Here is a 25,901-nt window from a genome sequence, read left to right as displayed (position 1 = left end):
TCCTCGGCCCCTTAGTGAGAGGTTTCCGCGTGACTCATGTCCATGCCTTCCATACCTTCCATGCCTTTCATATCGTCATGGGAAGCCTGTTCACCTTCCGGCCTGGCCATGTGCATGCTCCCGTGTCCCATGAATTTGTTAATAACGTCTTTAAACAAATCAGGTTTAACACTGGAGAAGTATTCGACTTTGTTGTATTCGCTTGGCGCGGCCAGTTTCTCGTAGGTCGCCATATCGTTCATGACTTCTGGAGACTGTTTCGCTTTAGCCACCCATTGGTTAAAGGTGTCCATGTCCGGCGTGGCAATTGCCTTGAACTTCATGCCGGAGAAACCTTTACCGCTGTAGTTTGACGAAATACCGTCGTAGGTGCCGGCTTCATCAGCAATCAGGTGCAGTTTGGTCTGCATGCCTGCCATTGCGTAGATTTGGCTACCCAGGCGCGGGATAAAGAAGGAGTTCATCACCGAGTTAGAGGTGATTTTGAATTCCACTGGGGTGTTGGCCGGGAAGGCTATCTCATTCACCGTAGCGATACCCTGCTCCGGATAGATGAAGAACCATTTCCAGTCCATGGCGATAACTTCGATGGTCACCGGCTTCGCTTCATGTTCCAGCGGACGGCTAGGTTCAAGAGCGTGAGTGGTTTTCCAGGTCAGTACCGCGAGGAAGATAACGATAAGGATAGGAATCGTCCAGACGACAGCTTCAACCTTGTTCGAGTGCGACCAGTTTGGGCTGTATTTGGCGTCTTTGTTTGAAGCCCGATACTTCCAGGCAAAACCGATAGCCATTGCAATTGCAGGGATAACGACAATCAACATCAGGCCGATGGCCGTCAGTATCAATGAACGTTGTTCCAGTCCGATCTGTCCTTTGGGATCCAGGAGTGCAGAATCACAGCCACTAAGTAAAAATGCGCCTGCGATTAATGACAACCATCCCAAACTTTTATTGTATTTCCTGAGTCTCATTTAACGACCTCAATTCCGGGGAGCTCTATTGTCGTTTAAAGTGTGCCGGCATTTTACGGGAAGGTTACATTACTGTAAACATGAATGGCGCAGTGTCAGTAGGGTGTTACCGGGTTCTGCCGCCGATGTCACACAGAATGCAACAAACTGTAAAATCTAGCGTTGGCACGCGGGCCCTGAAGGTTATAACGAAAACCTATGTTTGCGGAAATAGACCGGGGAAATTGGTATAACCAATCAGTTTGAAATACATTTGGTTAACAATGCGGCAGCATTTGTCACATATTTCCAACAAATATTAATTTCGCACCGGGCTGAATCGTTAAGGATAATCTTTTAATGCTTATTGAACAAAGTAATTAAAGAAAACTGTATTTAATTACGATAAATAGTCCTCGACGGTAACACTTATAGACCTGAGTAATTAATAGACAATAAAAGTAACTACCCGGTATTAATTACTTCATCTTAATGACAAACATCGATGAATACGGCGGGATTGAGGCCGCTGAATATCCATCACTCTTTACAGGGATAAGGCAATGACAGGATACGTATCACCCATTATTGGCATCGATCTCGGCACCTCCAATAGCGCAGTCTCCTGGTTCAGCGAGGGCGCAGCGACGCTGGCTTTAGGCCAAAAAGGTGAGCGCTTAACGCCTTCCGTTGTCGGGCTGGATGATGAAGGGCACCTGCTGGTGGGCGAGGCGGCAAAGGCTCGACTGGTTAGCCATCCTCATCTGACGGTTGCCAGTTTTAAGCGCTATATGGGCACCGAGAAAGTTTTCACCCTCGGCAAACAGTCATTTCGTGCCGAAGAGCTTTCCGCATTAGTGCTGCGAAAATTAAAAGCCGATGCCGAAGTTGCGCTTGGTTGTGAAGTCACGCGTGCGGCTATTACCGTTCCGGCTTATTTCAATGACTCCCAGCGCAAAGCAGTTAAAGCCGCAGGGCAAATGGCCGGGCTGGAGGTTGAACGCCTCTTAAACGAGCCTACTGCGGCAGCACTGGCCTACGGATTAGCCGACAGCCGCGAGCAAAAATTCCTGGTCTTCGACTTAGGCGGCGGTACATTTGATGTTTCCATCGTGGATATGTTCGAGGGCGTGATTGAAGTCCGCGCCAGCAGCGGTGATGCCTGGCTTGGCGGCGATGATTTTACCGAAGCCCTGCGCCAGTGGATGCTGAGCGGCTATCCCCAGCTGACGCTGGATAACCCAGAGCTTGCCGCAAACCTGACCCGCCAGGCCGAATCCCTGAAACAGCAGCTCAGCAGTCAGGACAGAGCCAGCGCGAAGCTGGTTTATGCAGGGGAAGAATTTAGCTGGGATCTCAACGAAGAGACTTTCCAGGCGTGCTGCAGCGCGCTGCTGTCCCGCCTGAAAAAACCGGTTGTTCAGGCGCTGCAGGATGCGCAATTCGACGTTGCGCAACTCGATCACGTTATTCTGGTCGGCGGCGCAACGCGTATGCCTCTGGTACGCCAGCTGGTGACCCGAATGTTTGGTCGCTTCCCGCGTAATGAACTGAACCCCGACGAAGTCGTGGCGCTGGGGGCAGGCGTTCAGGCCGGACTGATTGCAGAAGACAAAGCTCTGGACGACGTGGTGCTTACCGACGTCATGCCTTATTCACTGGGCATTGCCGTATCGCGTCGAAACGGCGACAGGGTAGAAGAAGGCTTTTTCTCGCCGCTGATCGAGCGCAATGCTTTTGTGCCGGTAAGCGTAATGCAGACCTTCAGCACCATGAACGACAACCAGCGGCAGATAGATATTGAGGTCTACCAGGGGGAATCGCGCAAAGTCAGCGACAACCTGCTGCTGGACAGCATGTCGATTAAGATCCCTGCGCGCAAAGCGGGAGAGGTGAGCGTGGACGTACGCTTCACCTATACCCTCGACGGCATTCTGGAAGTGGAATGCAAGATTAGCGGCGAGCAAAGCGCCTCGACAATGGTGATTGAAAAAGCGCCGGGCACGCTCAGCGCCGAGGAAATTGCGAAGCGTTTAAAACAGCTTGATGCCCTTAAACAGCATCCTCGGGATGTGCCCGAAAACCGCCAGCTGGCTGCCGAGGCGGCAAAACGCTATGAGCAGACGCTGGGAGAAAGACGCCAGATTATCGATCATTACGCCACGCAATTTGAACAAGCGCTGGAGCGCCAGGACCTGCGAATTATTGCCGCCGCGCGGGACGAACTGCGCCGGGTGTTAGACCAGCTTAACGACGGACTGTAAACATGGCGACGATATGGGATGTGCTGGGCATTGAGCCCACAACGGATGAACGTGAAATTCGTCGCGCTTATGCCCGCGAGTTAAAGCTGCGGCGGCCGGACAAAGATCCGCAGGGTTTTCAGGCCCTGCGCGAGGCGTTTGATAGCGCCAAACGCTATGCCAGTTCGGCGGTCGTCCTGTATGAAGACGCTGAAAGTCTGCCGGAGAAACCTGAACCTACGCCTATGGTGGATTATGTTCGGCAACTGATGCAGGAGCAGGCATCTTCGCCAGAAACACCCTGGAGCAAAAATGAACTCTGGGAAAAAGCGCAGGCAATTTCGGCGCTTTTAATCAGGGATGAACTCGAAGGCTTGGGTGAGCTGCACCGCTATCTTGATAATGAAATCCCCGATGCGCTTGAGGCCAGGCATGCGTTTAGCCTGATGCTGGCCGAATCGCTAAGCGAGCAGTCCTGGCTTTACCGCAGCCTGTTAAATGAAGTTTCTGCGGTAATGGACTGGCAAATTGATAACTACCGTTCATCTCAACTGCCGGACTGGATAGTTCATGCTCTTGAGCAGCAGATTGCTATTACCGACCAGGAAAACTATTGGCAATATCTGGCCCGGCAGTACGGCGGCAGCCGTTATGGACAGTTGAAATGGCGTTTGCTGACGGAAAAGGGCACGGAGATTTCATGGTGGGTCAGGCTGATTCCGGATCTCCTCTCGCAGCTGGCGGGTCAGGTGGGGGAATTACGCCAGCAGTCCCCTGCATTGCTGGAGCGCCTTAATCCATCGCTTCTTGATGTACTACAAAAACCAACTCTGGCGCTTAGCTGGGGAGCCATCATTGCCGTATTTTTCTGGGGATATACGGCCTGGTTGCCGGGCCATGAGTCACCGAAAATGGCGCTTCAGGCCGGCGTCATGCTGGTCGTAGTGGCGACTTTTCTCTGGGGATATCCATTTCTTGAGCGCCGGTTTGAATCCGGAGGCGCGGCAGGCAAATGCGTTCATGCTTTTTTCTGGCTGGCGTCGGGGCTGCTTCTGGTGATGGCTTTCTATAGCGCCTGGCGTGGGGCGAGCGCATGGCAGGGAAAAGATGCCATAACGATGCGGGCGCTGGTTATCATGATCTTCCTTATTGTCCCGGTCGGGTGGGCGCTTTGGCAGCGGCGCAGGGACTGGCGTAACTTGCCGATCAGAATTGTGGTGGTGGTCCTGATGTTCCCCGTTTTGTTTATCCGCCAGCTTCCTCCACTGGTGAATATCCTGGGCATGATATTGCTGCCGATGCTTTACGGCATCATTATCGAAATGGTCTATTTCATAAAATAAAAAAGCCCCCGGTATACGCCGGGGGCTTTCATGTCAAAAGCCGTGCATCAGAACATCAGCACCATCCACGGGTAGCTGATAAGCATCAGTGAACACAGGAAAATGGCGCCAAAGATGGTGCCCATTCGCCAGTAGTCTTTGGTTGGCAGATAGCCGCTACCGTAGTAAATCGGGCTTGGGCCGGTGCCGTACGGGGTGATGATCCCCATTACGCCGAGCGACGTGACCATCATCAGGCAGAAGACCGGCATATTAATCCCCGGAATAGACGCGGCAATGGTCAGGGTCGCTGGCAGCAGGGCGGTGGTGTGCGCCGTGGTGCTGGCAAACAGATAGTGCAGCAGGTAGAACGCAACCAGCAGCATCACCGCCGACACCTGCGGATCGAAGCCGTGCAGCAGCGCGGCACCTTCTTTCCCAAGCCAGGCGATAAAGCCCACGCGTGCCAGGCCATCAGCCAGCGCCACCAGGGTGGCAAACCAGGCGAAGGTATTCCAGGCTGGTTTATTGCTGATAATGTCGTTCCAGTTCAGTACCCCGGTCCACAGCATCAGGATAATCACCAGCAGGGCAGCCATCGCTGGTTCAATCCACGCGGCAGCGAAAATCCACATTAGCAGGGCGCTACACACGAACAGCAGCAGCAGGATTTCGTTGCGAGACAGTTTGCCCAGTTTTTCCAGCTCAGCGGCAGCCCATTTCGGCACTTCGTCATTGACCTTCACTTCAGGCGGATAGAACCAGTAGGCCAGCAGCGGCATCGTCAGGATCAGCAGCACGCCCAGCGGCAGGAAGGCCAGGAACCACATCCCCCAGGAGATCTCGAAGCCGATGATGCTTTTCACCAACGCCAGCGCCAGCAGGTTAGGCGCCAGCGCGGAGAGGAACATCGAGCTGGTGATACAGGCGGCGCTGATTGCGACCCACATCAGGTAAGAGCCAATTCTGCGCGAGCTTGGATCGTTCGGCAGAGAGCCATAAAGCGGCGGCAGGTTGGCAATAATCGGGTAGATGGTGCCCCCGCTGCGCGCGGTGTTAGACGGCGTGAACGGCGCAAGGAGCAGGTCGGCGAAGGTAATCGCGTAACCCAGCGTCAGGCTGCGTCGGCCCAGATACTTCACCAGAATCAGCGCCAGTCGACGGCCAAACTGCGTCTTGTCGTAGCCGGCGGCAAACATAAAGGCGCCGAAAATCAGCCAAACGGTGGAGTTGCTAAAGCCGCTGACTGCCCACTGGAACGACTGGCTGGCCAGTTTGAACTTAGGATCCGCCAGTTCCGCCGGGCTGAACAGCAGCCACTGGCTAAACAGCGCAATCACCACGACGCCCGTTAGCCCGATCACCGCCCCCGGGAGCGGCTCGAAGATCAAGCCGACAATCACGCCAACGAAGACGGCGAAGAAGTGCCACGCATACGGCTCTAACCCTGCGGGAACCGGAAGCAGTAATATAATTATGCTGATCAGGATCGGTAAAAATAGCAATATAAAGCGCTTTTTATTCCCCGCGTTTGGGGGCGGGGATTTCGCCGTCTCGCTTATTGTTGAGGTGTTAGTCATAGCCTGTGCCTTAAAGTTATCATGATGAATTCGATTAATATTCCCTGCGAAACCTGTTTCCTGACTTTTATTTCTACCTAATCTTTTATAGGCAGAATTTGATGCATTCATGATAGTTTTTTTAATCGGTGCAAATCTAACCGCTCATCGCACCAGATTCCAGCCTCCCTTTAACCTCATATTTAATGTGTGATCACCTGCTGTTTCTTGATTTCGTCATCATACTGAAACAACAGGTGATTATCCCTTATTCTACGCATTGCTAAACCTTGTCAGGTATTTGATTTTGGTTTTTGTTAAGCAAAAAACCAACGTTTTTATTTAACTAAAAAAATTGCTCTGTTTATATCCATAGTCTTTACACGGTTAAAGATCAAATCGTAAGCTGATGTCAATCTACCGCTTCGCTTACGGCCAGGCCGTATTCAGCCAAAGTGGCTTCATATAAAACCTTTTATTATTTATGGTTATTATTTGTATTTGCTTTTTTTAAGGCGTTGACTAACATTCGAAAAATATATTCCGCGAAATAGCCGTTTCTGTTCACTAATTCAAATTACGTTACTCCCTGATAATTGTGTTGCCTGCCGGGGCTATTCACCGAGTGCCGGACAATGTCGACCTCACCTGCTGGAATGATAAAGAATGAACTCCAAAACCCCGATCCTGAAGCCGCTAACCTTGCCCAACGGCGCGGTGCTGAAAAACCGCCTGATCATGGCGCCAATGACCACCTGTACCGGTTTTTACGACGGCAGCGTGCCGAGTGACCTGGTTGAATATTATCGTGAACGTGCCGGCACCATCGGCACCGTTATCGTCGAATGCTGCTTTATCGACCCTAAAGGTCCCGCTTTCCCCGGTGCTCTGGCCATCGACAGCGATAACAAAATCCCCGGCCTTGCGCGCATTGCCAGCGCGATTAAATCCCAGGGATCGAAAGCGATTCTGCAGATTTACCACGGCGGCAGGATGGTTGAGCCTGAGCTGATTGGCGGCAGGAAGCCCGTTGCGCCGAGCGCTATCGCCGCGCCGCGTGAGGGAGCCACAACGCCTGAAGCGTTAACCGCGGAAGAAGTTGACGTGATGATCACCAAATTTGGTGACGCCGTGAACCGTGCCATTAAAGCCGGGTTTGACGGCGTGGAGATCCACGGCGCGAACACCTACCTGATCCAGCAGTTCTACTCGCCAAACTCGAACCAGCGTGACGATAAGTGGGGCGGCAGCCGTGAAAACCGCGCCCGCTTCCCGCTGGAAGTGCTCGAGATCACCCATAAAATGGCGAGCCGCTTCGCAGATGCTTCCTTTATTATCGGCTACCGCTTCTCGCCGGAAGAGATTGAGGTGCCGGGCATTCGCTTTGATGACACCATGTACCTGCTGGAAAAGCTGGCTGAAAGAGGTGTGGATTACCTGCACTTCTCCGTGGGCTACTTCAAGCGCGCCTCAATAGTTGATACCAAAGACCCAACGATGCTGATCGACAAATACCAGGCGATGCGCTCAGAAACGCTGGCGAAAGTACCCGTTATCGGCGTAGGCGGCGTGGTTAATCGCAGCGACGCCGAAGAGGCGCTGGGCTTAGGCTATGACCTGATTGCCGTCGGCAAGGCCTGCATCGCTTATCCGGACTGGGCCGATCGCATCCTGAAAAATGAAACGCTCGATCTGTTCATCGACAGCACCAGGCGTGAAGAGCTGCTGATCCCTGAGCCGCTGTGGCGCTTCTCGCTGGTCGACGCCATGATCCGCGACGCCAGTACTTCTGGCCGTAAATACAAGGCCGGGGTCTTCCAGGAAAAAGTGGAGGCCGAAGCGCTCAAGCTTAAAATTAGCGTCACCCTCGACACCGACCGTATCACCGACATTACGCTGGTGCAGGACGATTCAGTGGATGTCGATTTCACCCCAAGCTTTGAGATCCTGCGTTCTCGCATGCTGGTGGCCAACAGCCCGTATGTTGATGCGGTGACCGGGGCTACGGCGCAAAGTGAGGCCTTGAAGAAAGCGGTATCCCGCGCGATGACCACCTCCAGCAAAGAGCACGTTATTGAAGAAGGCGGCAACCCGGATGCGCCGCAAAGCTACGATGTGGCGGTAATCGGCAGCGGCGGCGCAGGACTTGCGGCGGCTATTCGTGCTTCTGACGCCGGCGCTCGCGTGGTGATTATTGAGAAGATGCCAACCATCGGCGGGAACACCATCAAAGCCTCCGTGGGCATGAACGCCGCAGAAACTCGCTTCCAGGCGATGAAGGGCATCAAAGACAGCAAAGAGCTGTTCTACGATGAGACGCTGAAAGGCGGCAAGTTCAGAAACAATACCGAGCTGCTGAAAGAGTTCGTCGAGCGCGCGCCCGGCGCCATCGACTGGCTGGCAAGCCTGGATATTGTGCTGAACGACATCACCATCACCGGCGGGATGAGCATCGATCGTACCCACCGCCCTGCAGATCGTTCGGCGGTCGGCGGCTTCTTAATCAGCGGCCTGGTGAACAACGTTAACCAGCGCAGCATTGACGTTCTGCTGGATACCACCGTGGAAGATATCCTGCATGAAAACGGCGTGGTAACCGGGGTTAAGATCGCCAACGAATATAATGAACACCATGTTCTGCTGGCGAAAAGCGTAGTTGTCGCCACCGGCGGATTTAGCGCCAACCGTAAAATGGTGGTGCATTATCGCCCTGAGCTGAAAGGCTTTGTGACCACCAACCATAAAGGGGCGACCGGCAGCGGCATCGCTCTGCTGGAAAAAATCGGGGCGGGCACGGTGGATATGGATCAGATCCAGATTCACCCAACCGTGGAACAAACTACCTCTTACCTGATTTCCGAGTCCATCCGCGGGGGCGGGGCTATCCTGGTGAGCCAGGAAGGGCAGCGTTTCTACAATGAGCTGGAAACCCGCGACAAGGTGTCCGCCGAAATCATCGCCCTGCCGGAAAAGAGCGCCTGGATTGTGTTCGACGAGCAGGTGCGCCAGAACAACAAAGCGGCCGACGAGTACATTGCCCGTGGCTTTGTCCTCAGTGCCCCAACGCCGGAAGAGCTGGCCCTGAAGCTGAACATGGACGGTCACGCACTGCAGCAAACGCTGGATTGTTATAACGGCTTCGTGGCGCAGAAAAAAGACGAAGACTTCGGGCGTACTACCGGCATGCGTTTCCCTCTGAATACCGGGCCTTACTATGCAATCCGCATTGCGCCAGGGGTTCACCACACGATGGGCGGGGTGACCATCAACACCAGCGCAGAAGTGGTGACCGGGCAGCAACAGGTTATTCAGGGCATCTGGGCTGCGGGTGAAGTGGTGGGGGGTATTCACGGCGCTAACCGCATCGGCGGTAACGCGGTGGCCGATATCATCATCTTCGGCACGCTCGCCGGGCAAAATGCGGCGGCACACGCGCTGGCTTAAGGCCATAAAAAAGCCGGGAAGGATCTCCTCTCCGGCTTTCTCGGACCGGGCGGTAATCTGCCCGGTTTTTTATTCTTTTAGATAAGCGCCGTTTTGCGCAGGGCCAGGAAGTCCAGCACGCCGCCAAACAAAATGCCGCCGATGGCAAACAGCGCGCCCCATTCCAGAAGCTGCAAACCAAACGTCCACTCGGTAAGCCCCAGCGCATTACAGATAATCACCAGCAGCCATGCCGCCAGCAGCAGGCAGCCAAAGCTCAGAATACGCAGCGCCAGGCGATAGGCCGGAGCAAATTCACTTCGAGACATAAAGGTTTCGGTTTGCTGGGTGAATTCCAGCGTGCTTTTACACACCAGCAGTAAAAGGATCCCCGGCACCGCCGCAACGACCGAAAACAGGTAGAAGGTTGGCCAACCGTGCGCCTCAACAAACCAGCCGGCAATCGGGCCGACATAGACGCGCCCCACGGCGGACAGCGCAGAAAGCAGCGCAAACTGGGTTGCAGAGAAGGATTTATTGCACAGGGTCATCAGCAGCGCCACAAACGCCGCGGTGCCCATGCCGCCGCACAGATTTTCAAAGAACACCGCGCTCGCCATGGTGAGCATGTCTTTGTCCGTCACCGACAGCAGCCAGTAGCCGGCGTTAGACACGCCCTGCAAAATGCCAAAAATTAGCAGCGCGCGGAACAGCGTCAGCTTTTGCATCAGCATCCCGCCGAGCAGCGCCCCGATAATGGTGGCACACAGCCCAAGGGTTTTATTCACCATGCCCACTTCACCGGCATCAAAGCCGACGCCGCGGATCAGAAACGTGGTGGTCAGGCTCATGGCAAAGGCATCGCCCAGCTTATAAAGCACGATCAGCAGCAAAATCAGCCAGGCGTTGTTGCGGCCAAAGAAGTCGCGCAGCGGCTCAACGACGGCGCGTTCCAGGCTTTTAGGCACCGGGATTGCGTCCGTGGGCTCAGGCGCTAAAAAGGTCGCGATAATGCAAGGGACCAGCAGGGCTGCCATCAGCCAGTAGGTTGCCTGCCAGCCTAAATAGCGGTCCGCAATCCACAGCGCAAGGCCGCCGGAAACCAGCATCGCCAGGCGGTAGCCCAGCACGCTGATGGCGGCGCCGGTGCCGCGCTCTTCGGCAGACAGAACGTCGGTCTTCCAGGCATCAAAAACGATATCCTGAGAGGCAGAACAGAAGGCGATGATTACCGCCAGAGCCGCCATCCAGCGCAGCTGGGAGGACGGTTCAAGGAATCCCATGGCGGCAATAGCCACCAACAACAGAATTTGCGTAATTAACAGCCAGCCACGGCGACGGCCGAGCAGCGGCGGCGTGTAGCGGTCCATCACCGGCGACCAAAGAAACTTAAAGACGTAGGCCTGGCCCACGAGCGAAAAGAAACCGATGGTTTTCAGGTCGATATTTTCGACGGTCATCCAGGCCTGTAGCGTGCCGGAAGTCAGGGCCAGGGGGAGGCCGGATGCAAAGCCCAGAATCAGCAAAATGGCTGATTTCGGCTGCTGAAAGATGCGCAGATAATGATTGGACATAGGGGAATTGTGCAAACTCTGTTGTTGGCCCGCGCGAGCAGGCCAACGGGGTAAAAATTAACGAGCGTTCTGTTTGATGAAGTCGTGAACGCTGGTGTCCTGAGCCATATCCGCAATGGTATCGGTCAGTACGGAGTTAACCGCGTTAGCGATATTCTTGTTGGTGGCCTGGAACGCGCCTTCAACGTTGTAGTTGGAGCGGTAGTTCTTGGTCATCTTGTTGCCGTTCTTCGCGGTAGCAATGATGGAGATATCCGCTTTGGTGGCGATGTTGTAGCGCACGTTGCCCTGGGAAACGTCGGCGTACAGCTGGTTAACGATGATCTGCAGGTCAACCGGGCTGTTCGGCCCAATCATATAACCGCGCGCGGTCATCTGCTTCTCCAGCACTTCCTGCAGCAGGAAGCGCAGATCGCGTGATGGCGTCAGCGTGACCAGCTGGTTATCACGGGTCACTTTCGCCAGCGCCTGGTCGGTACGCTGATCGGCACCGTTGATGCTGAGCGTAACGCCCATCAGGCTTGGATCCTGCTGTGGCAGAGTGATTTTTGGCGCAACTTCAATGGTGGTTGGCGGTGTTGCACAGCTGGCCAGCATAAACATGGCAACCAGCGGGAAAAGTAATTTTTTTAACATGTTCGCTTTCTCAATGTACTCAAAGGGCAGGCTGATAAAAAATCACGCCATCATAACACTGCGGCTGTCCAGGGGAAGTGCCTGACGCACGGAATTTCATCGCGTTGCCTTTTTTCTGGGCCGCAGCAAAACCTTCTGACAGTTTTATGCCGGTTTAGTGCCTTAACTGCATGAGACTTCAGGCAACTGGGTAAAGAACGGCCGCCGAAAGCTAAATTTTTGTTGTGTTTAGCGTAAAAGCTGGCTAAAAGCGGCTAATATTTAAAGGGATGAGTGGCATCTCTACGTTGTCGAGGAGAAAGTTCATGCTGATACGCGAGCAGATAGAAGAGAAGTTAAAAGCAGGCTTTACCCCCGCGTACCTGGAAGTCGTGGATGAAAGCTATCGTCACAATGTCCCGGCGGGCTCAGAAAGCCATTTCAAGGTTGTGCTGGTCAGCGATCGTTTTACCGGCGAACGTTTTTTAAACCGCCATCGCATGATTTATGGCACATTGAGCGAAGAACTGGCCGGCCCGGTGCACGCGCTGGCGCTGCATACCTACACCATTAAAGAGTGGGAAGGGTTGCAGGATACGGTGTTCGCTTCACCGAACTGCCGTGGCGCGGGCAGTATCGCCTGATTTACCGCTAAGCGTTTGCAACTAAGGGAACTTTTCCGTTATGTTGCGGTATGTATACTGCGTTTTCAAAAACGGCCTGCGGGCCGTTTTGTTTTGTCTGGCTCTTCCAGGGAGGCGGGCAAAGAAAGAATAAATGACAGAGAAGTGTGAAAAAGGCCGCAGCCGTGCGCTATTGCCGTTCTCGACTCACCCCAGCGATGCCGCTATAATGCTGCGTCTTATTTTTCGGAATGTCTTCGGGATGATTCTGACGACAAGGAATGTGTTTCTGTTTCAGAGAACATCCTGGTTCTGTGAAGCCACCGGGCTTCCGGAGTTGACCGAGCACTGTGATTTTTTGAGGTAACAAGATGCAAGTTTCAGTTGAAACCACTCAGGGCCTTGGCCGCCGTCTCACGATTACTATCGCTGCAGACAGCATCGAAACCGCTGTAAAAAGCGAGCTGGTCAACGTGGCAAAAAAAGTTCGTATTGACGGCTTCCGTAAAGGCAAAGTGCCGATGACCGTCGTTGAGCAGCGCTACGGTGCTTCCGTTCGTCAGGACGTGCTGGGCGAGCTGATGAGCCGCAACTTTATTGATGCGATCATCAAAGAGAAGATCAATCCAGCTGGCGCACCTAACTACGTGCCGGGCGAATACAAACTGGGCGAAGACTTCACCTACGCGGTAGAGTTTGAAGTGTACCCAGAAGTTGAGCTGCAGGGTCTGGACGCTATCGAAGTTGAAAAACCGGTTGTTGATGTGACCGACGAAGACGTTGACGCGATGCTGGACACCCTGCGTAAGCAGCAGGCGACCTGGAAAGACAGCGACGCTGCAGCGACTGCAGAAGATCGCGTCACCATCGATTTCACCGGTTCCGTTGACGGCGAAGTGTTCGAAGGCGGCAAAGCCTCTGACTTCGTACTGGCAATGGGCCAGGGCCGCATGATTCCGGGCTTTGAAGACGGTATCGTTGGCCACAAAGCGGGCGAAGAGTTCACTATCGAAGTGACCTTCCCTGAAGAATACCACGCTGAAAACCTGAAAGGGAAAGCGGCGAAGTTCGACATCGTGCTGAAGAAAGTTGAAGCGCGTGAACTGCCGGAATTCACCGAAGAGTTCATCAAACGTTTCGGCGTTGAAGATGGCTCCGTTGCAGGTCTGCGTACCGAAGTCCGCAAAAACATGGATCGTGAACTGAAAGGCGCAGTGCGTAACCGCATCAAGTCTCAGGCAATCGACGGTCTGGTTAACGCGAACGACATCGACGTGCCGGCTGCGCTGATCGACGGCGAAATCGACGTTCTGCGTCGCCAGGCTGCACAGCGCTTCGGCGGTAACGAGAAGCAAGCTCTGGAACTGCCACGTGAGCTGTTCGAAGAGCAGGCTAAACGCCGCGTTGTTGTTGGTCTGCTGCTGGGCGAAGTGATTCGTACCCACGAGCTGAAAGCTGACGAAGAGCGTGTTAAAGGTCTGATCGAAGAAATGGCTTCTGCCTACGAAGATCCGACTGAAGTCATCGAGTTCTATGGTAAAAACAAAGAGCTGATGGACAACATGCGCAACGTTGCTCTGGAAGAGCAGGCTGTTGAAGCCGTTCTGGCTAAAGCGAAAGTGTCTGAAAAAGCGACCACTTTCAGCGAGCTGATGAACCAGCAGGCGTAAGTGCTTTTTGGCTTACAGGCCAAAAACAGCTGCATCAGGCCCGTCACCTTCCGGTGGCGGGCTTTTTTTATTGCTAAATCACACGATAAGCCATCAATAAATCCCCTTTTCAGGGTTAGCGTATCAAGAAAAGGTTGTTATGCTTGAAACAGGGCAAATCATCCCCATTATTCGGGTGTGGTTCCATTAATAATCCCTGACTGACTCCGTCCAGAATCGGCGCAAGGAACATAGTCAATATCCTGCGTCTCAAGTAGAATCAGTACAGTAGGCTTAATTACTCCAGGAGACGGACATGTCATACAGTGGCGAACGAGATCAATTAGCACCCCATATGGCCCTGGTGCCGATGGTTGTTGAGCAAACATCCCGCGGCGAACGTTCATACGATATCTATTCCCGTCTGCTTAAGGAACGCGTCATCTTCCTGACCGGCCAGGTAGAAGATCATATGGCTAACCTGATTGTGGCGCAGATGCTGTTTCTGGAAGCAGAAAACCCGGAGAAAGATATCTATCTCTACATTAACTCTCCAGGTGGCGTAATTACGGCCGGGATGTCGATTTACGACACCATGAAATTTATCAAGCCGGACGTCAGCACCATTTGTATGGGGCAGGCTTGCTCGATGGGCGCCTTCCTGCTGACCGCAGGGGCGAAAGGTAAGCGTTTCTGCCTGCCTAACTCCCGCGTCATGATTCACCAGCCGCTGGGGGGTTATCAGGGGCAGGCGACGGATATTGAAATCCACGCTAAAGAGATCCTGAAAGTGAAAGCACGTATGAACGAGCTGATGGCAGAGCATACGGGCAAAACGCTTGAACAAATCGAGAAAGACACAGAGCGCGATCGTTTCCTCTCCGCAAGCGAAGCGGTAGAGTATGGTTTAGTTGATTCGATCCTGACTCACCGTAACTAATGCCCGAAGCTTTGGGCCGTTATACTATAGTAAATGTAGCGGCCTGACTTAACGCTTCACTATCGGCTGCGCCGTAGAATGGCACTTGTGCTGCCGGTGGTAGCACACAGAAACAGAGAAGAGGTTTTACTGATGACAGATAAGCGCAAAGACGGTTCAGGCAAACTGCTGTACTGCTCTTTTTGCGGCAAAAGCCAGCATGAAGTGCGTAAGCTGATTGCCGGGCCGTCAGTGTATATCTGCGATGAGTGTGTCGATTTATGTAACGACATCATTCGCGAAGAGATTAAAGAAGTGGCCCCGCACCGTGAACGCAGTGCGCTGCCAACGCCGCACGAAATCCGTAACCACCTTGACGATTATGTTATCGGGCAAGAGCAGGCTAAAAAAGTGCTGGCGGTTGCGGTTTACAACCACTACAAACGTCTGCGCAACAGCGACACGTCTAACGGCGTCGAGCTGGGTAAAAGCAACATCCTGCTGATCGGGCCAACCGGTAGCGGTAAAACGCTGCTGGCAGAAACCCTGGCTCGCCTGCTGGACGTTCCGTTCACCATGGCGGATGCGACCACGCTGACCGAAGCAGGTTACGTGGGCGAAGACGTTGAAAATATCATTCAGAAACTGCTGCAGAAATGCGACTACGACGTACAGAAAGCCCAGCGCGGCATTGTGTACATCGATGAGATTGACAAAATCTCCCGCAAATCTGACAACCCGTCGATCACCCGTGACGTTTCCGGTGAAGGCGTGCAGCAGGCGCTGCTGAAACTGATTGAAGGCACCGTGGCTGCCGTTCCACCTCAGGGTGGCCGTAAGCATCCGCAGCAGGAATTCCTGCAGGTTGATACCTCCAAGATCCTCTTTATCTGCGGCGGCGCGTTTGCTGGCCTGGATAAAGTTATCGCTAACCGCGTGGAAACGGGTTCTGGTATTGGCTTTGGTGCAACGGTAAAAGCTAAGTCTGAGAAAGCCAGCGAAGGCCAGCTGCTCGGCCAGGTAGAACCGGAAGATCTGATCAAATTTGGTCTGATCCCTGAGTTCATCGGTCGTCTGCCGGTAGTGGCTACGCTCAGCGAACTGAGTGAAGACGCGCTGATCCAAATCCTGAAAGAGCCGAAAAATGCCCTGACCAAACAGTATCAGGCATTGTTCAATCTGGAAGGCGTGGAGCTGGAGTTCCGTGATGAAGCGCTGGATGCGATTGCCAGGAAAGCGATGGCGCGTAAAACCGGTGCTCGTGGCCTGCGTTCCATCGTTGAAGGCGCGCTGCTGGATACCATGTACGATCTGCCTTCCATGGATGACGTGGAAAAAGTGGTGATTGACGAGTCCGTCATCGCTGGCCAGTCCAAACCGCTATTAATTTACGGTAAGCCGGAAGCGCAGCAAGCATCCGGTGAATAATTCGCCAGAATAACCAGTCAGTTAATACAAAAATGGGGGATTTTATCCCCCATTTATTTTTCCTGCATTCCCGCAGTTGAATGTCCGGGAAACAGCCCCATATACTGATTTACTTGTTGGTGGAGCGGAAGCGTTCACCAAATCACCTGGCGGACATTAAACTAAGAGAGAGCTCTATGAATCCTGAGCGTTCTGAACGCATTGAAATCCCCGTATTGCCGCTGCGCGATGTGGTGGTTTATCCGCACATGGTTATTCCACTGTTTGTCGGGCGCGAAAAATCCATTCGCTGCCTGGAAGCTGCAATGGACCATGATAAGAAAATCATGCTGGTGGCGCAGAAAGAAGCTTCGACGGATGAGCCAGGTGTTAACGACCTGTTCACAGTTGGAACCGTGGCTTCTATTTTGCAGATGCTGAAACTGCCGGACGGCACGGTAAAAGTGCTGGTTGAAGGCCTTCAGCGCGCACGCATCACCACGCTTTCTGACAACGGCGAGCATTTCTCAGCCCAGGCTGAGTACCTGGAATCGCCGGCGATTGAAGAGCGCGAGCAGGAAGTGCTGGTTCGCACCGCAATCAATCAGTTCGAAGGCTACATCAAGCTGAACAAAAAAATTCCGCCAGAAGTGCTGACGTCGCTGAACAGCATCGACGATCCTGCACGTCTGGCCGATACCATTGCCGCCCATATGCCGCTGAAGCTGTCGGACAAGCAGTCCGTGCTTGAGATGTCCGATATCAACGAGCGTCTTGAATATCTGATGGCGATGATGGAATCGGAAATCGATCTGCTGCAGGTTGAGAAACGCATTCGCAACCGCGTCAAAAAGCAGATGGAAAAAAGCCAGCGTGAGTACTATCTGAATGAGCAAATGAAAGCAATTCAGAAAGAACTTGGCGAAATGGACGACGCGCCTGACGAAAATGAAGCGCTGAAGCGCAAAATTGACGCGGCGAAAATGCCGAAAGAAGCGCGCGAGAAAACCGAAGCCGAGCTGCAAAAGCTGAAAATGATGTCGCCGATGTCTGCGGAAGCGACCGTGGTGCGCGGCTATATCGACTGGATGGTTCAGGTGCCGTGGAATGCCCGTAGCAAGGTCAAAAAAGATCTGCGTCAGGCTCAGGAAATCCTCGATACCGACCATTACGGCCTCGAACGTGTGAAAGATCGCATCCTGGAATATCTCGCAGTCCAGAGCCGTGTTAACAAGCTGAAAGGGCCAATTCTGTGCCTGGTTGGGCCGCCAGGGGTAGGTAAAACCTCTCTGGGCCAGTCCATCGCAAAAGCCACAGGCCGTAAATACGTGCGTATGGCTTTGGGTGGCGTGCGTGACGAAGCGGAAATCCGCGGTCATCGTCGGACTTACATCGGCTCCATGCCGGGTAAACTTATCCAGAAGATGGCAAAAGTCGGGGTGAAAAACCCGCTGTTCCTGCTGGATGAAATCGACAAAATGTCTTCCGATATGCGCGGCGACCCGGCTTCCGCTCTGCTGGAAGTCCTTGATCCAGAACAGAACGTGGCGTTTAACGACCACTATCTGGAAGTGGATTACGATCTCAGCGACGTAATGTTTGTGGCGACGTCTAACTCCATGAACATTCCGGCTCCGCTGCTTGACCGTATGGAAGTCATTCGCCTGTCCGGTTATACCGAAGATGAAAAGCTGAACATTGCCAAACAGCACCTGTTGCCGAAGCAAGTTGAGCGTAATGCCCTGAAAAAAAGCGAGATTAAAGTTGATGACAGCGCCATTGTGGGCATCATTCGCTACTACACTCGCGAAGCCGGGGTGCGTAGCCTGGAGCGTGAAATCTCCAAGCTGTGCCGTAAAGCGGTGAAGCAGCTGCTGCTGGATAAAACGCTCAAGCACATCGAAATCAACGGCGACAACCTGAAGGACTTCCTGGGGGTACAGCGCTTTGATTACGGTCGTGCCGACAGCGAAAACCGCGTAGGGCAGGTGACCGGGCTGGCGTGGACGGAAGTGGGCGGCGACCTGCTGACCATCGAAACCGCGTGTGTGCCGGGTAAAGGCAAGCTGACCTACACCGGCTCCCTCGGTGAGGTGATGCAGGAGTCTATCCAGGCTGCGCTGACCGTGGTACGCGCTCGTGCGGAGAAGCTGGGCATTAACGGCGACTTCTACGAAAAACGTGATATCCACGTGCACGTCCCGGAAGGGGCAACGCCGAAAGATGGCCCAAGCGCCGGTATCGCCATGTGTACCGCGCTGGTCTCTTGTCTGACCGGTAACCCGGTGCGTGCCGATGTGGCGATGACGGGGGAAATCACGCTTCGTGGTCTGGTCCTGCCAATCGGCGGCCTGAAAGAGAAGCTGCTGGCAGCTCACCGTGGCGGCATCAAAACCGTGCTGATCCCGGATGACAACAAGCGCGATCTGGAAGAGATTCCGGACAATGTGATTGCCGACCTGACTATTCATCCTGTGAAGCGTATTGAGGAAGTTTTGGCCCTCGCGCTGCAGAATGAGCCTCACGGCATGCAGGTAGTCACTGCAAAATAGTGACCTGACGCAAATACAGCCAATAAAATTAGGGCTGGTAGGTGAATTGTCACTTGCCAGCTTTTTTTTGTGTCGCTAATTTAGTTGCTGGCTGAGTTTATCGTCCACAACTCCTGTTGTAAGGGCATGACGAGCCTGTTATAACTGCTGCGCGGTCGCACTTGAGGGACATCAGGTGCGATATAAATTATAAAGAGAGGAAGAGAAGAGTGAATAAATCTCAACTGATAGACAAAATTGCCGCAGGTGCTGATATTTCTAAAGCCGCGGCTGGACGTGCGTTAGATGCTGTTATTGCTTCTGTTACTGAATCTCTGCAGTCCGGGGAAGACGTAGCACTGGTAGGTTTTGGTACCTTTGCTGTTAAAGAGCGTGCTGCCCGTACTGGCCGTAACCCTCAAACCGGTAAAGAAATCACCATCGCCGCAGCAAAAGTACCAGGCTTCCGTGCTGGTAAAGCGCTGAAAGACGCTGTTAACTGATTTATTAGCCCCGGCTGGCTGGGGTATAGGGTGTCAGGTATCGCAGGGGCGCATCGTTTGATGTGCCTTTTTTATTGCCTGAGCTTAATTTTACGCAGGTGTTGATGATTTGCAGCGGGTTTCTTGTCACAATACGTCCTTGCGCGCAGCACGGGGCAGCTTGAGTTTCTAAGGATGCCAGCTTAGCACCTGCGCAGGTTTACCAAGTCATACTACAGCGGAGTGTTGTTACACCATGATGGACAATTTACGAGCGGCGGCTAACCACGTCGTGCTCAAGATCATTCTGGGTTTGATTATCTTGTCATTCGTTCTGACTGGCGTAGGTAGCTACCTGACTGGCGGTAACAATAATTATGCCGCAAAAGTAAATGGCCAGGAGATTGCGCGTGGCCAGTTTGAGAACGCGGTTGCTAACGAACGTAATCGCCAGCAGCAACAGCTGGGCGATCAGTTCTCCGTTCTCGCGGGTAACGAAGGCTACATGAAGCAGATGCGTCAGCAGGTGCTCAACCAGCTGATTGATGAGGCGCTGCTCGATCAGTACGCCAAACATCTCGGCCTCGGCATCAGCGACGAACAGATAAAAATGGCTATCTTCAGCCAGCCTGCCTTCCAGACTAACGGCAAATTTGATAACGCTCGCTACAACGCGATTATCGGCAATATGGGGCTGACGGCTGACCAGTATGCTCAGGCTCTGCGCAACCAGCTCACTACCGACCAGCTGATTAAGGCCGTTGTCGGCACCGACTTTATGCTCACCGGCGAAACCGACGAGCTGGCGGCGCTAGTTTCCCAGCAGCGCGTTGTGCGTGAAGCGACGATTAACGTGAAAGCGCTGGCCGCGAAGCAGGAAGCGTCCGAGCAGGAAATCAACGCCAACTACGAGCAGAACAAAAACCGCTACATCACGCCTGAGCAGTTTAAAGTCAGCTACATCAAGCTGGACGCGGCTTCCATGCAGGAAGAGGCAAGCGATGCGGACGTTCAAGCTTACTACGATCAGCACAAAGACGAGTTCACCCAGCCGCAGCGCAACCGCTACAGCGTGATTCAGACCAAAACCGAAGCTGAAGCGAAAGCGATTCTTGACGAGCTGAGCAAAGGCGGTGATTTTGCCGCGCTGGCTAAGGCGAAGTCTGCTGATATCATCTCTGCCCGTAACGGCGGCGACATGGGCTGGCTGGAAGCCTCCACCACGCCTGACGAGCTGAAAAATGCCGGCCTGAAAGAAAAAGGCCAGCTGTCCGGCGTCGTTAAATCCTCCGTTGGCTTCCTGATCGTTCGTCTGGACGATATCCAGCCTGCCGTTGAAAAACCGCTGGCGGAAGTCCGCGACGGCATCGTGGCTAAAGTGAAGCAGGAAAAAGCCGTTGACGCTTACTATGCTCTGCAGCAGAAAGTCAGCGATGCCGCGAGCAACGACAACGAATCTCTGGCAAGCGCCGAGAAAGTTGCCGGCGTTAAAGCGGTGCAAACCGGCTGGTTCGGCCACGACAGCCTGCCTGAAGAACTGAACTTCAAACCGGTTGCCGACGCTATCTTCAGCGGCGGTCTGGTTGGTGAAAATGGTTCCCCTGGCAGCAACTCCGACATCATTACCGTCGATGGCGACCGTGCTTTCGTGCTGCGTGTCTCCGAGCATAAAGCCGAAGCGGTTAAACCGCTGGCAGAAGTCCGTGACCAGGTTATCGCCGCCGTGAAGCAACAGAAAGCGGAGCAGCAGGCGAAGCAGGATGCCGACAAGCTGCTGAACGCGTTGAAAATGGGCAAAGGCGCTGACGAAATGAAAGCGGCGGGCCTGAACTTTGGTGAAGCGAAAACCCTGAGCCGCACCGGGCAGGATCCTATCAGCCAGGCTGCATTTGGGCTGCCTCTGCCGGCAAAAGACAAGCCGAGCTTTGGCGTTGCCAATGACATGCAGGGCAACGTCGTGCTGCTGTCGCTGGATGAAGTGAAAGCAGGCTCTATGCCGGACGAGCAGAAAAAAGCGATGGTGCAGGGGATTACCCAGAACAATGCCCAGATTGCTTTCGAAGCGCTGATGTCCAACCTGCGTAAAGAAGCGAAGATCAAACTGGGCGATATCATCGACCAGCAGCAGTAATCCTCGCAAATTTTTGCAACGCAGTGTAATCCCAGAAGGCCGCTTTCGCGGCCTTTTCCATATTTAAAAACCGGCGTTTGTTCCTGCTTTTGCACCCCGGTATGGTGGCCTCGCTGTCAACATACATGGAGGACACAGCATGACATCAGGTATCAAAGCGTTTTCACTTTCCCTCGTACTGGCCGGTTTACTCGGTTGCGCACCGGCGCATGCCGCCGCAGAAAAAACGGCTCCGGCCTCGGCTAAAACTACTGTTTCTTCGTCGCAGCCTAAGGCAGTACCTGCAAAAGGGGGTGAGCAAGGGGAGGCGCTGGTCAGCATTAACAATGCCCCGGCAGAGGAACTTGCCCAGAAGATGAACGGCGTAGGGCTGAAAAAGGCGCAGGCCATCGTGAGCTATCGCGATGAGTTTGGTCCTTTTAAAACGCTCGACCAGCTGCAGGAGGTGCCGGGAATCGGCGCATCGCTGGTAGAACGTAACCTGGCTCGCATAAAACTTTGAGTTTCCGTGCTCAGGCTTCTACCTGAAGAGAAAAGTTTGCTACGCTGAATGAGAGGTCATACCAGTTTCTGGGGTATGGCCTCGCTTACCTTCACCTGATGACAACAAAAACAGTACAAGGGTTTCGCGCTATGCAAACACATATCAAAGTTCGTGGATACCACATGGACGTCTACCAACATGTTAACAATGCCCGTTATCTCGAGTTTCTCGAGGAGGCCCGCTGGGAAGGGCTGGAAAAGACGACGGGCTTCCAGTGGATGACGGAACACAACATCGCTTTCATCGTGGTGAACATTAATATCAGCTATCGCCGCCCGGCGGTGCTTGGCGACCTGCTGCGCATTGACAGCAAACTTCAGCAGATTAACGGCAAAAGCGGCGTGCTTAGCCAGGTTGTGACGCTGGAGCCAGAAGGGGAAACCGTGGCCGATGCGCTGTTGACCTTCGTCTGCATTGATTTAAAAACGCAAAAGGCCGTTCCGCTGGAAGGCGAACTGCGCGAGAAGCTGGAACAGATGATGAACGCTTGAGGAGAGGGCGTGGTCGTCACCACGCCGTTATGACTTATTTCAGGCCAGTTTTTTGCTGCATGGTAGCCATCACTGCGGATTTGTTGGCCAGATAGTGGTTCAGGCCGTTAGCACGCAGGTTGCAGGCGGCACATTCCCCGCAGCCATCACCCTGAATGCCGTTGTAGCAGGTGAGCGTCTCGTGGCGGATAGTTTCCAGGTGCTGCCAGTAATCGGCCAGCGCCCAGGTTTCTGCTTTATCCAGCCACATCAACGGCGTTTCAAAACGAATATCTCTTGCCATTCCGAGGCTCACCGCGTGGTTCAGCGCTTTGACAAACTCATCGCGGCAGTCCGGGTAGCCGGAGAAATCTGTTTCGCAAACGCCGGTTATCACGGATTCAGCTTCAACCTGGTAGGCGTAGATCGCCGCCAGCGTCAGGAACAAAATATTGCGCCCCGGTACAAAAGTGCTTGGGAGACCGCTATCTTCAGGGTTGTAGCCCGGCACAGGAATGCTGTCCCGCGTCAGGCTGCTGACCGCCAGTTCGTTAAGCAGGGTAACGTCCAGGACTTTATGCGCGCGGGCACCAAGCTTCAGCGACAGCTTTTGGGCTACGTCAATCTCTGCGCGGTGGCGCTGACCATAATCAAACGTCACGCAGTGCACTTCATCATATTGCTGTAAGGCCTGAATCAGGCAGGTGGTGGAGTCCTGCCCGCCGCTGAAAACCACGACTGTACGTTTCATTCTCTATCCTGTCGTTTACTGAAGTATCCGGAAAGGCGTTATGGTAACGCCCGGTTGCCACATGAACCAGCTTCTTCACGCCATACCCGGCGGCGGGAGCCAGGCCTCGCAAAAATCAAACCAGCCCCAGGCGTTCAGCTCAATGCCGTTGACGCCGGGTGGGGCGCTTATCTGGTAGCGATAATTAAACAGTGGCGTGACCACCGCATCCCGCATCAGGCCGTGAAATACCTCTTTAAGGCCTTCGTGGCGTTCATCGGGCGAGACATAAGCCTGCACCGCATCCAGCGTGGCCTGCAGGTGCGCATATTGCCCCGCGCTTAACAAATTAGGCCATAACACATCGCTGCGCAGCCATTGCTCAAGCGTGTATTCCGGCGCTTCACCGATAAGCCGATCCCCCATCACGATATCCGCTTCGGCAAGATGCTGGCAGCCGGCCCAGGTTTTGGCGTCGTGGAAAATAACCGTCAGTTCGCAGCCACGCTCGGCCAGGTAGTGCTTAAGCTGAAGCGCCATGGCGTGAAGCTCAACCGGTAAATGGTAAACCAGCGTGAGCTTTTTCGGCAATCTGACGGCCTGATGCCGATCCCAGCCGGGGATCTGCCAGCCGGGGATCATCTCGGTGTTCGGGGTAATAAGCTCGCTTTTGAGCGGCAGCGAGCCGATCATCTCAGGCTCCCGGACAATCTGCATAATTGTTCTTGCCTGCTCCGGGCTGAGCCGACCCTGAGGCCTGATCCCGAGGTAGCAAAACCCCAGGCTGATGCTGCTGCTTACCGGGCGCAGGTTCTCCAGCTCATCCTGCTGGCCGATGGCGATTTGCACCGGATGCAGGCAGCTGGTGCCTAGCGTGGTTTCGAAAAGCTGCGGCGTTATCCAGTATTCAACGGCTTTCAACAGCGGGTGTTTCAGGTGATAGCTTTCAAAACTTTCCAGCCGCACCAGATTTGGCTTAAAGCTGGCGATGCGGAACGGGCCGCAGCCTGACTGTGTATCCATTGGATGGGCCAGGCGGCTACAGTAGCTCGCCAGGCGGTGTGCAAGCCAATAGTCAGGCCGATGCAAAATAAAGCGCAGGCACTGTGCGTGCGGGATCTCGATGCGTTTGACGCTGATAAACAGCCGCCGCAGAGCGGGCAGCTCCAGCAACATCATCAGGCGCTGCTGGAGCTGGTGAGTTTCGACGGGTTCGCCGTTGTGCCAGTGAAGCGTTGAGCGAATAAAAAAGTCCCAGCACAGGCCCTTGTTTGAGATTTGCCAGTGGTGAGCGAGATCGGGCTGCGGCTGCGGGCTTTCCCGGCTAAAGCGAGTCAGGCCTGAAAAGATCTGCCCGGCCAGATGCTGCTCGGCGCGCCCCGGTAAAAAGCCAGGGCCAACGGGATCCAGAGGGCGGTAGTAAGGTATGCGTAGCGTAGGTACATCATTTTGCCACTGGCCGCCAAGAAACGGCTGCAGGAGCTGGCGCAGCTGTTCCGGCGCAAGCTGAGCCAGTTCCAGCGCATTTTGATGCTGGCCCTTACCCAAAACCTGCTCCATCATGCCGGAACGGACGCTTTCCGGCGAAACCAGAAACGTCAGGTCACCGCGTTTGCCGCGTCCGGACTGCGCCCGCCAGCGAAGCCATCCCGCGTCTTCCAACTGATTAAGCAGCGTTCTGACGTGGCGATCGCTACAAAAGCAGCGCTCTGCCAGCTCGGCGACGGTCACCTGCTGAGGTTCCCCGCCGGAAGGCTGCCATAAACGCTGAAATTGATTGAGTCGATTCAGAAGTCGCATAATAAACCCGGAACATTTTTCCCCAAGTATTCACTATTAGTTCCGTATATTCCAGGGGATACTTTTGCCTGTCACGTCACTTCTGGAGTAACCATGGCTCGTCTGGCTGCATTTGATATGGACGGCACGCTGCTGCTGCCCGACCATCACCTTGGGGACGCAACCCTGAACACGCTGAAGCGCCTGCGTGAAGAGCGCCAGATAACCCTGGCTTTTGCGACCGGTCGTCACGAGCTGGAGATGCGCCATATTCTGGGCAAGCTCGATCTTGAAGCCTTCCTGATCACCGGCAACGGCACCCGAATCCACAGCACGAACGGCGAGCTAATGCACCGTAACGATCTCTCGCCGTGGGCGGTAGAGACGGTATTGCACGGCCATTGGGACACGGACGCCAGCATGCATGCCTTTAACGATACAGGTTGGCTCACCAGCCATGAAATCCCGGAAATGCTTCACGCCCATGTGTACAGCGGCTTCCGGCCTCATATCGTCGATCTCCGTACGTTACCGGCTCATGAAGTGACGAAGATCTGTTTTTGCGGCGATCATGACGATCTGTGCCGCCTGCGCATTCAGCTTAATGAAGCGCTGGGCGATCGGGCATTTATTTGCTTCTCGGCAATGGACTGTCTGGAAGTGCTGCCGATTGGCAGCAACAAGGGCGCGGCGCTCGGCGTTCTGAGCGAACACTTAGGTTTCACCCTGCAGGATTGCATGGCATTTGGCGACGCGATGAACGACCGCGAAATGCTCTCGGCGGTAGGGCACGGCCTGATCATGGGCAACGCTATGCCGCAGCTTAAAGCGGATTTACCTCATCTGCCGGTTATCGGCCACTGCCGTAACCAGGCGGTCTCGCACTATTTGACGCACTGGCTGGACACTCCACATCTCACCTATTCCCCCGAATATTGAGACCTTAC

19 protein-coding genes are annotated in these 25,901 nt (G+C 54.1%); 13 read left to right on the top strand and 6 right to left on the bottom strand.

The features are described 5' to 3' along the window. Positions 1–11 precede the first annotated feature (11 nt). Positions 12–974, bottom strand: a complete 963-nt coding sequence (cyoA, locus tag HX778_RS09420; RefSeq protein ID WP_176981841.1) for a cytochrome o ubiquinol oxidase subunit II — start codon at positions 972–974, stop codon at positions 12–14. A gap of 542 nt (positions 975–1,516) precedes the next feature. Here cyoA and HX778_RS09415 point away from each other — a divergent pair. After that, positions 1,517–3,217 carry a molecular chaperone HscC gene (locus HX778_RS09415; RefSeq protein WP_176981840.1) on the top strand — a complete coding sequence of 567 codons (1,701 nt, stop codon included), beginning with the start codon at positions 1,517–1,519 and terminating at the stop codon, positions 3,215–3,217. A gap of 2 nt (positions 3,218–3,219) precedes the next feature. Continuing rightward, positions 3,220–4,539, top strand: a complete 1,320-nt coding sequence (locus HX778_RS09410; RefSeq protein ID WP_176981839.1) for a J domain-containing protein — start codon at positions 3,220–3,222, stop codon at positions 4,537–4,539. 47 nt (positions 4,540–4,586) lie between these two features. Here HX778_RS09410 and HX778_RS09405 read toward each other — a convergent pair whose 3' ends face one another. Beyond that, positions 4,587–6,098, bottom strand: coding sequence for an anion permease (locus HX778_RS09405; protein WP_176981838.1), 1,512 nt, complete (start codon positions 6,096–6,098; stop codon positions 4,587–4,589). Between the two features lie 645 nt (positions 6,099–6,743). On the opposite strand from HX778_RS09405, the gene HX778_RS09400 reads away from it, so the two are divergent. Then, complete coding sequence (locus tag HX778_RS09400) at positions 6,744–9,521, top strand: flavocytochrome c (protein ID WP_176981837.1); 2,778 nt, start codon at positions 6,744–6,746, stop codon at positions 9,519–9,521. 77 nt (positions 9,522–9,598) lie between these two features. Here the strand turns inward: HX778_RS09400 and ampG are convergent, their stop codons facing one another. Together ampG and HX778_RS09390 are read right to left on the bottom strand one after the other, a co-directional pair. Beyond that, positions 9,599–11,074, bottom strand: a complete 1,476-nt coding sequence (ampG, locus tag HX778_RS09395; protein ID WP_176981836.1) for a muropeptide MFS transporter AmpG — start codon at positions 11,072–11,074, stop codon at positions 9,599–9,601. A gap of 57 nt (positions 11,075–11,131) precedes the next feature. Continuing rightward, positions 11,132–11,710: a lipoprotein gene (locus HX778_RS09390; RefSeq protein ID WP_038475068.1), complete on the bottom strand. Its 579-nt coding sequence runs from the start codon at positions 11,708–11,710 to the stop codon at positions 11,132–11,134. 305 nt (positions 11,711–12,015) lie between these two features. Between HX778_RS09390 and bolA the strand changes: the two genes are divergently transcribed. The 9 genes from bolA (at position 12,016) to HX778_RS09345 (ending at position 22,466) form a co-directional block, all read left to right on the top strand. Next, positions 12,016–12,333 (top strand): transcriptional regulator BolA, encoded by a 318-nt coding sequence (gene bolA, locus HX778_RS09385; RefSeq protein ID WP_038475066.1) that lies wholly within the window; start codon positions 12,016–12,018, stop codon positions 12,331–12,333. A gap of 350 nt (positions 12,334–12,683) precedes the next feature. Next, on the top strand, positions 12,684–13,982 hold the full coding sequence (tig, locus tag HX778_RS09380; RefSeq protein ID WP_038475062.1) for a trigger factor: 1,299 nt from the start codon (positions 12,684–12,686) through the stop codon (positions 13,980–13,982). Between the two features lie 295 nt (positions 13,983–14,277). Next, positions 14,278–14,901, top strand: a complete 624-nt coding sequence (clpP, locus tag HX778_RS09375) for an ATP-dependent Clp endopeptidase proteolytic subunit ClpP (protein ID WP_038475060.1) — start codon at positions 14,278–14,280, stop codon at positions 14,899–14,901. Positions 14,902–15,033: 132 nt separating this feature from the next. Beyond that, on the top strand, positions 15,034–16,308 hold the full coding sequence (gene clpX, locus HX778_RS09370; RefSeq protein ID WP_038475058.1) for an ATP-dependent protease ATP-binding subunit ClpX: 1,275 nt from the start codon (positions 15,034–15,036) through the stop codon (positions 16,306–16,308). A 176-nt stretch (positions 16,309–16,484) separates the two neighbouring features. Continuing rightward, positions 16,485–18,839, top strand: coding sequence for an endopeptidase La (gene lon, locus HX778_RS09365; RefSeq protein ID WP_052048985.1), 2,355 nt, complete (start codon positions 16,485–16,487; stop codon positions 18,837–18,839). A 209-nt stretch (positions 18,840–19,048) separates the two neighbouring features. Further along, complete coding sequence (gene hupB, locus HX778_RS09360) at positions 19,049–19,321, top strand: nucleoid-associated protein HU-beta (protein WP_008454620.1); 273 nt, start codon at positions 19,049–19,051, stop codon at positions 19,319–19,321. A 235-nt stretch (positions 19,322–19,556) separates the two neighbouring features. Beyond that, entirely contained in the window at positions 19,557–21,431 is a 1,875-nt protein-coding gene (ppiD, locus tag HX778_RS09355; RefSeq protein WP_176981835.1) for a peptidylprolyl isomerase, read from the top strand. 139 nt (positions 21,432–21,570) lie between these two features. Beyond that, complete coding sequence (locus HX778_RS09350) at positions 21,571–21,933, top strand: helix-hairpin-helix domain-containing protein (protein ID WP_176981834.1); 363 nt, start codon at positions 21,571–21,573, stop codon at positions 21,931–21,933. A gap of 131 nt (positions 21,934–22,064) precedes the next feature. After that, positions 22,065–22,466: a YbgC/FadM family acyl-CoA thioesterase gene (locus tag HX778_RS09345; RefSeq protein WP_176981833.1), complete on the top strand. Its 402-nt coding sequence runs from the start codon at positions 22,065–22,067 to the stop codon at positions 22,464–22,466. Positions 22,467–22,500: 34 nt separating this feature from the next. Here the strand turns inward: HX778_RS09345 and queC are convergent, their stop codons facing one another. Both queC and HX778_RS09335 read right to left on the bottom strand, forming a co-directional pair. Further along, positions 22,501–23,196 carry a 7-cyano-7-deazaguanine synthase QueC gene (gene queC, locus HX778_RS09340; RefSeq protein ID WP_038475047.1) on the bottom strand — a complete coding sequence of 232 codons (696 nt, stop codon included), beginning with the start codon at positions 23,194–23,196 and terminating at the stop codon, positions 22,501–22,503. A 75-nt stretch (positions 23,197–23,271) separates the two neighbouring features. Further along, positions 23,272–24,975, bottom strand: a complete 1,704-nt coding sequence (locus HX778_RS09335) for an SgrR family transcriptional regulator (protein WP_038475044.1) — start codon at positions 24,973–24,975, stop codon at positions 23,272–23,274. A 93-nt stretch (positions 24,976–25,068) separates the two neighbouring features. On the opposite strand from HX778_RS09335, the gene cof reads away from it, so the two are divergent. Further along, positions 25,069–25,893 carry an HMP-PP phosphatase gene (gene cof, locus HX778_RS09330; RefSeq protein ID WP_176981832.1) on the top strand — a complete coding sequence of 275 codons (825 nt, stop codon included), beginning with the start codon at positions 25,069–25,071 and terminating at the stop codon, positions 25,891–25,893. The last annotated feature ends 8 nt before the right edge of the window (positions 25,894–25,901 follow it).

Origin of the sequence: Cedecea sp. P7760 (assembly GCF_013386425.1) — a bacterium.
Classification (GTDB): domain Bacteria; phylum Pseudomonadota; class Gammaproteobacteria; order Enterobacterales; family Enterobacteriaceae; genus Cedecea; species Cedecea selenatireducens.
This window is presented reverse-complemented; position numbering and strand designations above follow the sequence as displayed.

What these genes read in the sequence shown, in the direction of transcription:
- cyoA (WP_176981841.1), bottom strand. Translation starts at nt 974, where the DNA reads ATGAGACTCAGGAAATACAATAAAAGTTTGGGATGGTTGTCATTAATC.
- HX778_RS09415 (WP_176981840.1), top strand. Translation starts at nt 1,517, where the DNA reads ATGACAGGATACGTATCACCCATTATTGGCATCGATCTCGGCACCTCC.
- HX778_RS09410 (WP_176981839.1), top strand. Translation starts at nt 3,220, where the DNA reads ATGGCGACGATATGGGATGTGCTGGGCATTGAGCCCACAACGGATGAA.
- HX778_RS09405 (WP_176981838.1), bottom strand. Translation starts at nt 6,098, where the DNA reads ATGACTAACACCTCAACAATAAGCGAGACGGCGAAATCCCCGCCCCCA.
- HX778_RS09400 (WP_176981837.1), top strand. Translation starts at nt 6,744, where the DNA reads ATGAACTCCAAAACCCCGATCCTGAAGCCGCTAACCTTGCCCAACGGC.
- ampG (WP_176981836.1), bottom strand. Translation starts at nt 11,074, where the DNA reads ATGTCCAATCATTATCTGCGCATCTTTCAGCAGCCGAAATCAGCCATT.
- HX778_RS09390 (WP_038475068.1), bottom strand. Translation starts at nt 11,710, where the DNA reads ATGTTAAAAAAATTACTTTTCCCGCTGGTTGCCATGTTTATGCTGGCC.
- bolA (WP_038475066.1), top strand. Translation starts at nt 12,016, where the DNA reads ATGCTGATACGCGAGCAGATAGAAGAGAAGTTAAAAGCAGGCTTTACC.
- tig (WP_038475062.1), top strand. Translation starts at nt 12,684, where the DNA reads ATGCAAGTTTCAGTTGAAACCACTCAGGGCCTTGGCCGCCGTCTCACG.
- clpP (WP_038475060.1), top strand. Translation starts at nt 14,278, where the DNA reads ATGTCATACAGTGGCGAACGAGATCAATTAGCACCCCATATGGCCCTG.
- clpX (WP_038475058.1), top strand. Translation starts at nt 15,034, where the DNA reads ATGACAGATAAGCGCAAAGACGGTTCAGGCAAACTGCTGTACTGCTCT.
- lon (WP_052048985.1), top strand. Translation starts at nt 16,485, where the DNA reads ATGAATCCTGAGCGTTCTGAACGCATTGAAATCCCCGTATTGCCGCTG.
- ppiD (WP_176981835.1), top strand. Translation starts at nt 19,557, where the DNA reads ATGATGGACAATTTACGAGCGGCGGCTAACCACGTCGTGCTCAAGATC.
- HX778_RS09350 (WP_176981834.1), top strand. Translation starts at nt 21,571, where the DNA reads ATGACATCAGGTATCAAAGCGTTTTCACTTTCCCTCGTACTGGCCGGT.
- HX778_RS09345 (WP_176981833.1), top strand. Translation starts at nt 22,065, where the DNA reads ATGCAAACACATATCAAAGTTCGTGGATACCACATGGACGTCTACCAA.
- queC (WP_038475047.1), bottom strand. Translation starts at nt 23,196, where the DNA reads ATGAAACGTACAGTCGTGGTTTTCAGCGGCGGGCAGGACTCCACCACC.
- HX778_RS09335 (WP_038475044.1), bottom strand. Translation starts at nt 24,975, where the DNA reads ATGCGACTTCTGAATCGACTCAATCAATTTCAGCGTTTATGGCAGCCT.
- cof (WP_176981832.1), top strand. Translation starts at nt 25,069, where the DNA reads ATGGCTCGTCTGGCTGCATTTGATATGGACGGCACGCTGCTGCTGCCC.